This is a genomic window from Pseudomonas sp., assembly GCF_040514055.1.
In the GTDB taxonomy this organism is placed as follows: Bacteria; Pseudomonadota; Gammaproteobacteria; order Pseudomonadales; family Pseudomonadaceae; genus Aquipseudomonas.
Genome location: NZ_JBEVDL010000026.1, coordinates 76,564 through 91,128 on the forward strand (window position 1 = coordinate 76,564; position 14,565 = coordinate 91,128).

General features: G+C 66.4%; 4 protein-coding genes. All 4 read right to left on the reverse strand.

The features are described from left to right. Positions 1–112: 112 nt before the first annotated feature. A complete protein-coding gene (locus tag ABWY06_RS06510) occupies positions 113–8,713 on the reverse strand; it encodes a non-ribosomal peptide synthetase (protein WP_353924746.1) in 8,601 nt (2,866 codons plus the stop codon). Between the two features lie 320 nt (positions 8,714–9,033). Then, positions 9,034–9,741, reverse strand: a complete 708-nt coding sequence (locus tag ABWY06_RS06515) for a hypothetical protein (protein WP_353924747.1) — start codon at positions 9,739–9,741, stop codon at positions 9,034–9,036. 162 nt (positions 9,742–9,903) lie between these two features. Next, entirely contained in the window at positions 9,904–13,467 is a 3,564-nt protein-coding gene (locus tag ABWY06_RS06520; protein WP_353924748.1) for an EAL domain-containing protein, read from the reverse strand. Next, positions 13,443–14,549, reverse strand: coding sequence for a chemotaxis protein CheB (locus tag ABWY06_RS06525; RefSeq protein WP_353924749.1), 1,107 nt, complete (start codon positions 14,547–14,549; stop codon positions 13,443–13,445). The genes ABWY06_RS06520 and ABWY06_RS06525 overlap by 25 nt, the downstream gene beginning before the upstream one ends. Between the last annotated feature and the right edge of the window lie 16 nt (positions 14,550–14,565).

Consider the following 14,565-nt stretch of genomic DNA (forward strand, 5'->3'; position numbering starts at 1 on the left):
TTCCATCCCTGTTGCGTCGTTATTTTTATGGGTTACAACGGCCCAGCGACCTGGTCATGAACAATATTGACCAAGCGAACAGCTTTACTCGTAAATACCTGTTGCCAGAGGCTCAGGCGGGACTCTCCTCACATTCCGCGAAAATAAACTCGAGCATCTGTTCGAGCGTGGGCGCGTTGAACAGCAGGCTCAGCGGCACGCTGACCCCCAGCAGCGCCTCGACCTTGGCGACGATGCGCGTGGCCAGCAGCGAGTGCCCACCGAGGTGGAAGAAGTTGTCGGTCATGCCCACCTGATCCAGGCGCAGCACCTCGGACCAGATTTGCGCCACTGCACGCTCCATGGGCGTGGACGGCGCGACGAACGCACGGGTGACATAGGCGCTCGCCTCCGGGACCGGCAAGGCCTGGCGGTCGAGCTTGCCATTGCTGGTCAGCGGCAACGCCGCCAGGCGCACGTAGGCGGCCGGCAGCATATGTTCCGGCAGGTTGGCCGCCAGCCGCTCGCGCAGGGCCTGCACGCTGCTGCTGTCGCCGGGGATTTCGCTGTAATAGGCCACCAGGCGGACATCGCCCGGCGCAGCCTCCCGGGCGACCACCCGTGCCTCGCGCACCCCGGGACATTCCGCCAGGCACGCTTCGATTTCGCCCAGTTCGATGCGAAAGCCTCGGACCTTGACCTGGCTGTCGTTGCGCCCGAGAAACGCCAGGTTGCCCTCGGCGTCGTAGCGCGCCAGGTCGCCACTGCGATAGAGCCGGTCGCCGGGCACGAAGGGGTTGTCGATAAAGCGCTGGGCGTTCAGCTCTGGACGGTTCAGGTAACCCCGGGCAACCCCGGCACCGCCGATATGGATCTCCCCGGGCACGCCGATCGGCACGGGTTGCCCCATGTCATCCAGCAGGTAGCAGCGCAGGTCGTCCAGTGGTCGGCCGATCGGGCTGGTGCCGGCATGTTCGGCGTCCGCCGCACTGAGGGCGCGGTAGGTGGCATGCACGCAGATCTCGGTAATGCCGTACATATTGACCAGCTGCGTGGCCCGGTTGCGCGGGTCGGCGTACCAGGGCCGCAGCGCCGTGGTTTCCAGCGCCTCGCCGCCAAAGACCAGGCAGCGCAGGCGATGCTCCTGGAGCGAGTCGGCCTGGGCGGCCAGCAGGCCGGAGAAGGCGCTGGGGGTCTGGTTGAGCACCGTGACGCCCTGCTCGCAAAGCAACCGATAGAAATCCCCGGGTGTGCGGCTGACCGACTGGGGCACCAGCACCAGCCGGCCACCGTGCAGCCAGGCGCCCCACAGCTCCCAGACGGAAAAATCGAAGGCGATGGAATGGAACAGGGTCCAGACGTCATGCGGGTCGAAGGCGAAGCGTGCCTGCGTGCTGTCGAACAGCCGGCTCACCTGGCGGTGTTCGACCATCACGCCCTTGGGCGTGCCGGTCGAGCCGGAGGTGTAGATGACATAGGCCAGGTGCCGAGGCGTCAGGCCCAGTATCCAGGGTTCGGGGTTGTCGCCCGGTGACTGCGCCCAGGCCGGCCCATCGGTTTCAAGGTCCAGCAGCCGTGGCGCCTGCGCCAGCCCCGCCAGCGCGGCTTGCAGTGCCGGGCGGGCGGCGGGATGGGTCAAGGCCAGCGGCGGCTGGCTGTCCTCCAGCAACTGGCGCAGTCGTGCGCTGGGGTAGCTCGGGTCCAGCGGCACATAGGCACCGCCCGCCTTGAGCACCGCCAGCAGCCCAACCAGCATCGACACGCCCGTTTCGAAGCAGAGTGCGACCCGTACATCCGGCCCCACGCCCAGTGTGCGCAGGTGGTGTGCCAGGCGGTTGGCGGCGGTGTTGAGTTCGCCGTAGCTCAGGCGCTCGTGCTGGAACACCAGCGCCGTCGCCTGCGGGTCCCGCGCCACCTGGGCCTCGAACCGGCGGTGCAGGCATTGGGGCGGCGGCAGCGGCTCGCCCCCCCGATTCCAGTCCAGCAGCAGGCGCTGGCGCTCGGCGGCGGGCAGTACGTCGAGCCGATCGGGACGCTGCTGGGGTCTACCCTCCAGGGCCTCGGTCAGGGTTTCCAGGGCGCGCTGCATCATCGCGCAGAGACGCTCGGGTTGCAGCGCGGCACTGACCTGGGCCCCCAGGCGGAAACCGTCGCCCTGGTCGTCCACGGCCATCACCAGGGGGTAATTGGTGCGTTCCTCCCCGGCCAGCAGCTCGATGCCCTGCCAGGCCTCGCCGTCACGGTCGCGGCCTTCGACGAGGCGATCGCTGTGGCGGAAATTCAACAAGGTGGTGAACAGCGGCGCCGGCGCCAGCACCCCGCTGCAACGTTGCGCCAGCGACAGGGATGCCTGCTCATGCTCGAACAGCTCGGTCAGCAGGGCGTGGGTACGGCGCACGCAGGCTTCGCTGCCCTCGGCCGCCAGATCGATGCGCAGCGGCAGCGTGTTGATAAAGGGGCCCATGATCCGCTCGCTGCCCTCGCCGCCCTGCAGGCGGCCAAACAGCACGGTGCCGAAGACCACATCCGGGCGGCCGGCCGTATGCGCCAGGACCTGGGCCCAGGCGACATGGAACAGGCTGGCCGGACTGACCCCCAAGCCCTGCGCCGCCGTCCTTATCCGCTGCGCCAGGGGCCCATCGAGGGCCAACCGGGCCTCGCGGATGCCACTGCCGTCGCCCTGGGTATCGAGCAGGCCGAACGGCGCTGTCGGCTCGCGGACAGTGCCCAGCATGCCCCGGAAAAACGCCTCCTGGGCCTCACGGTTGTGGCTGCGGCGCAGTTGCGCGATAAAGGTGCGATACGCCAGCGGCGCCGGCAGCTGCGCCACACGGCCCGCCAGCACGGCCTCGACCTCGGCATTGAAGTGTTTCAGCGAGGTGTTGTCGTCGATGATGTGATGGAACAGGCGCAGGGCCAGCCAGCGTCCGTTCTGCGGATCATGGGCCACCGCCAGACGCATCAGGGGGGCCTGGCCCAAGGGCAGGCGGTAATGACGCGGGTCATATCGCTGGCGCAGCTGGGTGGCGATATCGCCGTCGGCCGGGTCCAGCTCGACCTCCTCTATCCAGTCGCCAGGCTCGCGCCAGACCACCTGCACCGGCTCCGGCAGGTCGCTCCAGAGCACCGCGGTACGCAGGATATCGTGGCGCCCGACCACTACCCGCACCGCATGCACGTAGCGCTCCAGCAGGGCGCGATCGGCAAACCCCAGCAGGTTCCAGACCAGGTAGGGGTCGCCCTCCTGCGCCATCATATGGTGAAAGAGGATGCCTTCCTGCAACGGCGACAGCGGGTAGATGTCCTGGACATTGGCCGCCCCACCCGGCACGGTCGCCACTATGGCGTCGATCTGCCCCTGGTCGAGGGTCACCAGCGGCAACAGGTCGGGGTGGATGGCGCTGCAACCCGGCTGCAGCAGGTTCGGCGGCACGGCGTCGGCCTGGCGGCCCTGGCCGACCAGCGCCGCCAGCTCATGCAGCACCGGGGTGCTGAACAACAGCCGGGCCTCCAGGTCGATGCCCTGCCGGCGCAGCCGCTCCAGAACCCGCAGGGCCAGCAGCGAATGCCCGCCCAGGGCAAAAAAGTGATCGTCGCGGCCGATGCGTTCGACCCCCAGCAGCTGCGACCAGATCTGCGCCAGCGTATTCTCCAGTGCGCCCTGGGGGGCCACATACGTCCGCGGACCCACTGCCTGCTGATCGGGCGCCGGCAGCGCCTGATGATCGAGCTTGCCGTTGGCGGTCAGTGGCAGCGCCTCCAGGCGCACATAGGCCGCCGGCAGCATATGCGCCGGCAGGCTCGCGGCCAGGTGCGCACGCAGCTGCTGCACCGAGTCGGCGCCGCTGCCAGCCTCGGTGTAATAGGCCACCAGCCGCTGGTCGCCGGGGCTGTCTTCGCGGACGATCACCCGTGCCTCGCGCACCCCGGGACACTCCACCAGGCGCGCCTCGATTTCGCCCAGTTCGATGCGAAAGCCCCGCACCTTGACCTGGCTGTCGTTGCGCCCGAGAAACGCCAGGTTGCCTTCGGCGTCGTAGCGCGCCAGGTCACCGCTGCGATAGAGGCGGTCGCCGGCGACAAAGGGGTTGTCGATAAAACGCTCGGCGTTCAGCTCTGGACGGTTCAGGTAACCCCGTGCGACTCCGGCGCCGCCGATATGGATCTCCCCAGGTACACCGATCGGCACGGGCTGCCCCTGGGCATCCAGCAGGTAGCAGCGCAGGTCGTCCAGCGGCCGACCGATCGGGCTCGCGCCGGAACGCTCGGCGTCCGCCGCACTGAGGGCTCGGTAGGTGGCATGCACGGTGATTTCGGTGATGCCGTACATATTGACCAGTTGCGTGTCCTGGTTGCGCGGGTCGGCATACCAGGGACGCAGGCTGGCGGTTTCCAGCGCTTCGCCGCCGAACACCAGATGGCGCAGGCGGTGGCTCTCGGCGCAATCGCCCTGGGCCGCCAGCAGCCCGCGAAAGGCGCTGGGGGTCTGGTTGAGCACCGTGACCCCCTGCTCGCAAAGCAGCCGATAGAAGTCTCCGGGCGCGCGGGTGATCGCCTGGGGCACCACCAGCAGCCGGCCACCATGGAGCCAGGCTCCCCAGATTTCCCACACGGAAAAGTCGAAGGCAATGGAATGGAACAGACTCCAGACGTCGTCACCGTCGAAGCCGAACCGCGTCTGCGTGCTGGCGAATAGCCGGCTGACCTGGGCGTGTTCGACCATCACCCCCTTGGGCGTGCCGGTCGAGCCGGAGGTGTAGATGATGTAAGCCAGGTTACGGGCGCTCAGCCCCGGCACCTGGGGATTCTCCGCCGGGCGCTCGGCCCAGCGGGTGGCATCCGTTTGCAGGTCGAGTACCCGCGGCGGCGTGCTCAACCCGCGCAAGGCCGCGGTCAAGGCCGGCCGCGCCGCGCCGTGGGTCAGCACCACCGGCGACCGGCCATCCTCCAGCATATGCTGCAGGCGCTGGGTCGGGTACGTCGGGTCCAGCGGCAGGTAGGCGCCCCCCGCCTTGAGGATCGCCAACAGGCCCACCAGCAGGTCCAGCGAACGCTCCAGGCAGAGGGCCACCGGCACGTCCGGGCCAACGCCCAGGCTGATCAGGTGATGGGCCAGGCGGTTGGCCCGGCCGTTCAGTTCGCGGTAACCCAGGGTGCTGCCGTCGAAGCTCAGCGCCGGTGCCCAGGGGTCGCGCTCCACCTGGGCCTCGAACAGGCGGTGCAGGCAGGACGGCTGGGGTACTAAGGTCTGCATAGGATTCCATTCCACTAGGAGCCGCTGCCGCTCGGCGGGGCTGGCCAAATCATAAGCGCCGATCGCACGGCCGGGGTGTGCCAGGCATTGCTGCAGCAGGTTCAGGTAATTGGCGCTCATGCGCTGCATGCTGGCCGCGTCGAACAGGTCGACCGAGTAATTCCACAGCAACGTCAGGCCGTCGGGGTTGGCCGGGTCGGACGAGCGCGGAATCAGCACGATTTCCAGGTCGAACTTGGCCGTCTGGTTGCTGTACGCCTCAAAGAGCGACAGGCTGAAGCCGTCGCCGGCCAGCGGCGGGACCTTGGAATCGTGGAAACTGAAGCCGACCTGGAACAGCGGATTGCGCGACAAGCCGCGGTCGGGCTGCAAGGCGCGCACCAGCAGCTCGAACGGCAGCTCCTGATGGTCATGAGCGTCCATCAGCGTCTGCCCGACCCGCGCCAACAGCGTGCGAAAACTCGGTTGCCCGCTCAGGTCCGCGCGCAGCGCCAGGCTGTTGACGAACATGCCGATACAGCTTTCCAGGTCCCGCGCGCCGCGATTGGCAACCGCCGAGCCGATCAGGAAATCCTCGCGCTGGCAGTAACGCCCGAGCAGCACCTGGAACACCGCCAACAGGCTGGTGAACAGCGTCACCCCTTCGGCCTGGCTGAAGCTGCGCAGCCGCGCACTGAGGTCCGCCGGCAGCTCCAGGCGCACCTGGCGACCGCGGCCGGACAGTTGTGCCGGTCGCGCGAAGTCGGTGGGCAACGGCAGGCTGTGCGGGGCGCCGTCCAGTGCGGTCTGCCAGTACGCCAGCAATGCCTGATGCCGTTGCTGCGCCGCCGGTCCCCGCTGCCAGTGCGCATACTGACGGTACTGCACCGCGGGCGGCGGCGGTGGCTCTGGCCGCAGCCCCTGATGGTGGGCGTACAGCTGCACCAGGTCCTGGAGGAACAGGTTGGCGCTCCAGCCGTCATGTACCAGGTGGTGTTCGATATGGATCAGCGCCTGCCGCCCGGGGCCCAGGGTCACCAGCAGCCAGCGCACCAGGGGCAGACGCCCGGTGTCGATTGGCCGGTGCACCTCCTCTTCCAGCAGGTGGGCAAACGCCAGATCGGGCGCTTCCCGACTGAGGTCGAGGCATTGCAGGGACGCGCCGACGCCAGGGTGAACCTGCTGAAAGGGCTCGCCCTGCTCGTCTTCATGAAAGGTCGTGCGGTAGATCTCGTGGCGTTCGAGCACATCGTCAAGCGTGCGCTGCAGGCGCTGCGCATCCAGCTGGCCCTGGATATGGATGACGCTCTGGGCATGGTAGGCCAGGCTGTTCGACAACTTCTGCAACAGCCAGACAGCGCTTTGCTGGTAGGACAACGGCGCCTGGCGCGGCTCGAGGTCGTCCAGCGCCGGTGCGCTGAAACTCGCCCGCTGGTGCTCCACCGGAGGGCTGTCCGCCAGTACCTCGGCCAGGCGGCCGAGGGTGCGGGCGGCGAACAGCTGCTTGAGGCTCAACTGGCGATGGAAGGCTTCGCGCATCCGCAGGATCAATTGCACCGCCACCAGGGAGTTGCCACCCAGGGCCAGGAACTCGTCGTCACGCCCGACCCGTGTCACGCCCAGCAGTTCGCACCAGAGCTCGGCCAGGGTGCTTTCCAGTGGCCCTCGAGGTGCCACGTGGGGGGCGCTGGCGAACGCCCAAGCGGTCGGCGCCGGCAAGGCCTGGCGGTCGAGTTTGCCATTGGCGGTCAGCGGCAATCGCTCCAGCCAGACATAGGCCACCGGCAGCAGGGGCTCGGCCAGCACCAGGCTCAGCGAGTGGCGCAGGGCCTGGGCGTCGAGCGCCGCGGGCGCCCGGTAATAGGCCACCAGGCGCTTGTCCGCCGGTCGGTCCTCGCGGACGATCACCTGGGCCTGCTCAATCCCGGGCAGGGCCAGCAGGGCGCTTTCGATCTCGCCCAGCTCGATGCGCACGCCGCGCACTTTCACCTGAAAATCGTTACGGCCGAGAAACTCCAGGTTCCCCTCGGCATCGTAACGGGCCAGATCGCCACTGCGGTAACAACGCTCGCCCTGGTACAGCCAGAACCGTTGCGCGGTCAGCGTCTCGCGGTTTAGGTAACCGCGGGCCACACCGGCACCGCCGATATGGATCTCGCCCGGCTCACCGACCGCCACCGGCCTGCCGTCCTCATCCAGCAGGTGGATGCTGACGTTGGCGATCGGCTGGCCGATCCGCGTCGGAGGGCACCCAGGCTGGTAGCGCTGCACGCTCGCCCAGACCGTCGCTTCGGTCGGGCCATAGGCGTTGTACAGTGCCCGCCCAGGCGCCCAGACGTCGAGCAGTGCTTGGGCAGGCGTTTCGCCAGCCAGTATCAGCGTCTGCAAGCAGCTCAAGCCCTCGCCGGGCTGCAACCCGGCGAGGACCATCGGTGGCAGGGTCGCATGGGTGATCCGCTGCGTGCGCAGCAAGTCCAGCAAGGCCTCGCCGACCAAGGGCCCTGCGGCCGGCCCGAGGTGCAGCGAGGCACCATGGGCCAAGGCCATGACGATCTCGAAGATCGAGGCGTCGAAACTGTAGGAGGCGAACTGCAGGACCCGGCTGGTCGGCCCCGGGGCGAATATCCGGGTCTGGGCGTGGGCCAGGTTGACCAGCCCGCGATGCTCGATCATCACGCCCTTGGGCAACCCGGTGGAGCCGGAGGTGTAAATCACATACGCCAGGTGTTCGCCAGCCAGGCCGCTAAGCTGCAGCCCGGGGTTTTCCGGCGAATGCGTGGACCAGGCCTGCACCTCGGAGTCCAGGTCGAGCACCGGCGGCGCGGGGTCCAGGCCTACCAACGCGCCGGCCAGGCACTCGCGCGTCGCGGCGTGGGCCAGGACCAGTCGTGGCGCGCTGTCGTCGAGCAGATGGCGTAAGCGCGCGGCCGGATAGGCCGGGTCCAGCGGCACGTAGGCACCGCCGGCCTTGAGCACGGCCAACAGGCTCACCAGCAACGCGGGGGTACGCTGCAGGCACAAGGCGACCGGGGTGTGCGGCCCTACGCCGTGGGCCATCAGGTAATGGGCCAGGCGGTTGGCCTGGGCATTCAACTGGCCGTAACTCAGGTGGCCCTGCTCGGCCACCAGCGCCGTGGCTGTCGGGGCACGCCGTGCCTGGGCTTCGAACAAGTGTGGGAATAGCACCGGCGGCGCGGCCGCCAACAAATCGACGAACACCGCGCCAGCCGCCGCAGCGGCCTCGGCATAACGGGCGCGTGCCACCAGCGCATCTGCCGGCAGGCCACAGAGCAGCCAGTCCACCCGATGTTCTGCCAGCAGCTCGCGGCAGTTCCAGGGCACGGGATCAAGGCACGGGTCGGCTGCCGGGGGATCGAGGTAGAGCGCGGCGCGGCCCCACTCCATGGCCGGGACCGCCTGATCAGCCGGAGTATTCGCCTCGAGCAGGCGCTGGGCCAGCGTCGCGAGGCCATCCGGGGGCGAACAATCGAACAGGCACACGCAGCTCAAGTCGGCGAAAGCGCGGGGTCCCGTGGGTCCACCGGACAGACCTTGTTCCTGTCGAAACTGCAACTCACGGACAATTTCCCTGGCGTTGTCCTTCACGCCTACAATTGCATACCGCGTCAACACCTGGCCCGCCTCTTCTGATCTGCCGGAGTCGTCTCCTGACTGGTCAGACAAATTAGCCCAGGGCCTGGCGCTCTACAAGTACGGATGTACCGCGTTTTCGTTTTCGGCGCCCCCCATCCCTCCCCCCGCGCTACGTGCTTTTGCTGCACTGGACCTTCGGGTTAACGGCGCCCTGGCCTTGGGACGGGTTACAGGTTCTGCTCCCCGCTTAGCTCCTTGATTTCGTCGATCGCCATCGCCGCCTGGCTTTTGGTTTGCGCATCGACCTCCGGTTTCGACCTGAGCATTTCCAGTTCACCGAGGGCGGAAAACGCGGAAAACGGCAAGCTGCTTTTGAACGAGAGCCTGCCGATATCCCTCAACGCCTCGATGGCGCCTGTGTCGCCAGTGGTTGCCTCCTTGCCCAGGGACGCAATGGCGTCGTTTACCGCCAACTCGGCGGTGCTGTTGGCCGGACGTTGCACGCGGTTATTGGCCAGGATGATTTTTTCCGATGCCTGCTTGATCAACACGAGGTCGGCGGGGTTGAGCGCAGGTCCTTTGGCCAATACCGCCCGCAGGCTGTCGACGTTCTCATTCAGCGCGTGCACCGCCACCTGGGCCGTGACGCTCTCGGCCAGGCTACCGCCTTTGCTCAATATCGATGGAAAGGCCAGGCCACAGGTAACCGAGAAGAAAAACGCCTTGGCGATGTGATTGGCGTCGAGACTGGTCAGGACATAAACGCCTATGCCAGCCGCCACTCCGCCTTTGACCATGGGGATGACCAGCAGCGCGAAGAGTTTCGCCAGCGACAAGGGAAACGACGTGGGCTCAGCCCAGGCTTGCATGACCGACACCAACCCGCCCAGGGCGCCACCGCCGAGGATCAACAGCACTTCGCTCAATTTGTTCATCGTCCGGCTCCTGCCGCTGCGCTGAAACGCCTGGGGCCTGCGCGAAAGGAGCCCGCGCTCGGTGAGCCTGTCTGCGCAAGCCTGGGCGCAACGCTCCCTGGCGCCCCGCGGCCGTCCGGCGCGCCTGCTCGGTTGAACCTCCTGGCGCCTTTCAGTTCCGGCTCAAGGACCTTCGATGTGCAGCTGGCGGCGCATGCGCTTGTTCTCGCGGTGCAGCTCACGCTGGCCAAAGGCGTCACGCAGTTGCCCGCGCAGGGCATCCGGCTCCCAGGGCTTGCCGATAAAACGAAAGACGGTGCCGTCGCTGACCGCCTGCAGCAATTTGCCCAGGTCGCCGGAGCCACTGAGCACCGTGCGGATCACCTCCGGGTAGATGCTCTTGATCCGGCGCAGGCACTCCAGCCCGTCCATGTCCACCTGGCGCATGTCCGTCAGCACCACGTCGACCGGATGGGTGGCGAGCAAGCGAAAGGCTTCCTCGGTGCGGGTGGCGGTGAGAATCCGGTAGCTCTCCAGGCGCAACTCCCGTTGCAGGGCGCTGAGAATGGCCGGCTCGTCATCGATGATCAACAGATAGCGCTCGCTGCCGTCGATGATGTTTTCCGGCAGCGTCAGCGCGGCGCCCTGCTGCAGGAACTGCAGGCAGGCTTCCGGTGGCAGTGGCGGCGAGTAGTAATAGCCCTGCAGTTCATCGCAGCCCGCCGTGCGCAGGAAACTCAGCTGCTCGGCCTGCTCCACGCCTTCGGCGATCACCCGGATGCCAAGGTTATGGCCGATGGAAATCATCGAACGAGTCAGCGAGGCACTGTCTGGCTCGGTGATCACGTCGGTGATAAAGCTGCGGTCGATCTTCAGCTGGCTGAACGGAAAACGCTTGAGGTAACCCAGCGAGGAATAGCCGGTGCCAAAATCGTCGATGGAAAAACACACGCCCAAGGCACTGAGGGCTTGCATCTTGCTCAGGGCATCCTCGGCATTGGTCATCAGAATGGTTTCGGTCAGCTCGATCTTCAGCCAGCGTGGGGTAATGTCGTAGTGCTTCATGGTCGCCAGTACCCGCTCGACGAAGTCGGCGGTCGCCAGGCTGATGGCGGAAAAATTCACCGCCACCGCCAGGTCCTGGGAATAGACGTCGTGCCACAGGAGCAATTGGCGACACACCGCATCCAGCACATAAAAATCGATGGCGACTATCCAGCCGGTTTCCTCCGCCAGCGGAATGAAATCGTTGGGTTGCACCATGATGCCCTTGCGGCGCCAGCGCACCAGGGCCTCGAAACCGCACAACCGGCCGTTATGCAGGTCCAATTGTGGCTGGTAGACCACGGTGAATTCCTGATTGTTCAGCGCATGGCGGATATCGCGCTCCAGCGACAAGCGTTTTTGCACCTGCTCGTTCATCGCCGGCATAAAGGCGCAGAGGCGGTTACGGCCCTGATGCTTGGCCTGATACATGGCGGTATCGGCGTTGCGCAACAGGGTGTCGGCGTCACGGCCGTCGCTGGGAAAACAACAGAAGCCGATGCTGCAACTGACGGAATACTCCTGGCCGTCAAGGATCATCGGCGCGGCAATCGCCTGTTTGATTCGCTCCAGCTGGCCCACTTGCTCGGCAAGGGCTTCGCCGCCGACCAGCAGGATGATGAATTCATCGCCGCCCAGCCGCGCCACCGTGTCGATGTCGCTGATGCTGGCCTGCAGGCGGCACGCCACCTGGGTGAGCAACTGGTCGCCGGCCGTGTGCCCGAGGCCATCGTTGACCACCTTGAAATGATCGAGGTCGATAAAGGCCAGGGTAAAACCATTGTGCCCGCGACTGGCATAGGCGATGGCCTGGCGAATGCGGTCGTTGAGCAGGTTGCGGTTGGCCAGACCGGTGAGGCTGTCGTGGTTGGCCTGATGCTCGAGTTCTTCCTGATAGCGCTTGGCCTCGGTAATGTCCTGGATAATGCCGACGAAATGGCTGACCTTGCCGCGGTCGTTGATCACCGGCGCGAGTTTCAGGTCGTTCCAGAATTCCGAGCCATCCTTGCGCACATTGCGCAGCAAGGCACCACCCTCCTCCAGTGCCCCCAGGGTTCGACGGATCGACTCCAGGCCGCCTTGATCGCGGTGCCCGCCCTGCAGGAAACGGCAGTTGCGCCCGATCGCCTCCTCGGCCCGGTAGCCGGTGATGCGTTCGAAGGACGGATTGACGTAGACGATCGGCTGATCCGCCTGCTCGTGGTCGGTGATCACCACCGCGTTGACGCTGGCCTCCACCGCGCGAATCAGCGTGCGGGTCTGCAGGTCGCGCCGACGTTGTTCGCTGATGTCCTGGATGACCACGATGGCACCGAGGATCGCCTGGGCGGTATCGTGAAAAGGCACTGCCGAATTCAGCAGCGTCTTGTCCGCGCCGTCGGCGGTCTGGATGTCGATCACTTCGTTTCGCGACGCCAGGCCCTGTTGCACCGCACGTTGCATGGGCCAGTCCGCGGCCTCCAGCGGCACTCCGGTATCCGCCCACCAGCCCAGCGCCCGCCCCGGTTGCCCACCGTTCCAGATCAGCCGGCTCTCGGGGTTGCTCATGATCAACTGGCCCTGCTGGTCCGCCACCATCACCCCCACCGGCAAGCTGTCGAGGATATTGCGCAGCAGCGCCTCGTTGCGACTGAGCGCCTCGGTGCGCTGAGCCACCAGCAACTCCATGCTCTCGAACAGACGGGCGCGGCCCAGGGCCATGGCCAGCTGCTTACCGATCGAGGCCAGGGCGTTGAGGTTCTCCTTCGACCAGGCCTGGGCGCCCAGTTTGACCACATTGAGCATGCCGATGATCTCACCGCCCAACAGCAGTGGAATGCTCGCATGCACCTGCTCGCCACCATGGCGCGCCAAGGCCGGGCAGCCCGCCACATTGCTCGGCACGCTCAGGCCGTCGCTGAACCAGGCATGCCGGCAGGCGCAGCCCTGGGCACAGGCGGCCAGTTTTTCGCCGGTAAAGTCCGGACCACGCCCGCGCACACCCACCACCTGCGGGATCTGGTCGATTCCGCTGCCGTTGGCCATCAACAGCCAGGCCCCCAGCGCATCGGGAAACTCCAGCAGGCGCTTGAGCGCCGCGTCCAGCACATGCCGCTCGCTCTTGGCATCGGTCAGGCTGCTGGTGAAGTGGAACAGGCAGTTGAGCAACGAATTGCTTTTCTCCAACTCGTCGTGCTTGGCCTGCAGTTCATGATTGAGCCGCACGCCTTGTTCGTAGGTGGAAATCAGCAGATCGAGTATCTGCTGGCGGCCGGCAGTGATGAAATGCCGTTCGCCCTCGAGCACCACCTCGACCCCCATCTGTACACGCTCGTGGGAACGGAACTCCATATTGACCAGGAAGTAGCGGATCCGCGACAGCAGGTACTTGTGATCGTAGGGCTTGACGATGAAGTTGTCCGCCCCCGAAGCCAGGCCATGCACCACGTCACGGGCGTCGGCCAGGGACGTCACCAGAATCACCGGAATCGAGCGGGTCTGTTCGCGGGCCTTGAGCTGCCGGCACAGCTCGTAGCCGTCCATCTCCGGCATCACGATATCGCTGATTATCACCGTCGGTCGTTGCTCGGCGACGCAGGCCAGCGCCTCGACGCCATTGCCCGCCACACGCACTTTGCAACCCGCCGCTTCAAGCAGAAACTGCAGTTCGACCGCCTGGGTCGGACTGTCCTCGACGATCAGAATGTCGGCGTCGATGTGCATTCAGGGCCTCCTTTCTCCGTGTGACGCACCCCGACCTGGGTGGCCAGGGTGTTCAACAGCGCGGCGATGTTTTCCGGGGTCAACACCTGCTGCGCCGCTTGCAAGGTGATTGCCGTTTGCGGCATCGAGTCGATGACCGCGCTGGCGGGGTCCTGCACCAGGGTCAGGGCCCCACTGTGGCGCAATTCGAGCAAACCTTCGGCGCCATCGCGGCCCATGCCCGAGAGCTGGATACCGATGGCCTGGCGGCCGAAATGCCGTGCGACCGAGCGGAACAGATGGTCCGCCGAAGGGCACAGCGCCTCCCCCGGCACACCCGCGCGCAACTGCACCTGGCGCTGCGCACAAAATCCCAGTTGCTGGGCGTCCGGGGCCAGGTAGAGGGCACCGGGCAGCAACGTCTGGCCCTGCTCGGCAATAAACACCGGCACCGCGGACAGGCTGCCCAGCCAGCTACGGAAACTGGGCAGGAAACCACTGGCGATATGCTGGACCAGCACCATCGGCCAGGGACAGGGCGGCTGCAGTTTCTGCAGCAGCGTCTTGAGCGCCACCGGCCCGCCCGCTGAAGCGGCGATGGCGACCAGTTGCGTGGAGGCCTGGGTATGCGCCCGGACCCATTGCGTCGAGTCTTGCGCATCGTCCAGCAGCGCGCCGGTGGCGAGGACCGGCTTGCGGGGCCGGCGGACGATCTTGACCTGGGCCATGGTCCGCAGGGTTCGCAGCAACCCGTCGATATGCTGGCTGAAATTGGCCGCATCCGGGCCGCTGGGCTTTTCCAGCACCGCCAGGGCACCGACTTCCAGCGCCCGCATGGCGGTCGCGGCGGCGGTGACATCGGCGCTGGCGGTGAGGATCACCACCGGTAACGCATACTTCTCGAGAATCCGCGCGACGGTCTCGAAACCGTCGATCCCGGGCATATGGACATCCATGGTAATGATGTCCGGCGTGTAGGCCATCAGCAGCTGCAACGCCTGCTCGCCACTCTCGGCCTCGCGCACCTCGTAGCCTTCATGGCTCAGCACCGAAGCCAGCAGCAGGCGCATCACCGGCGAGTCATCCACGATTAGCACACGCATTGGCGCTCCTCCCGAT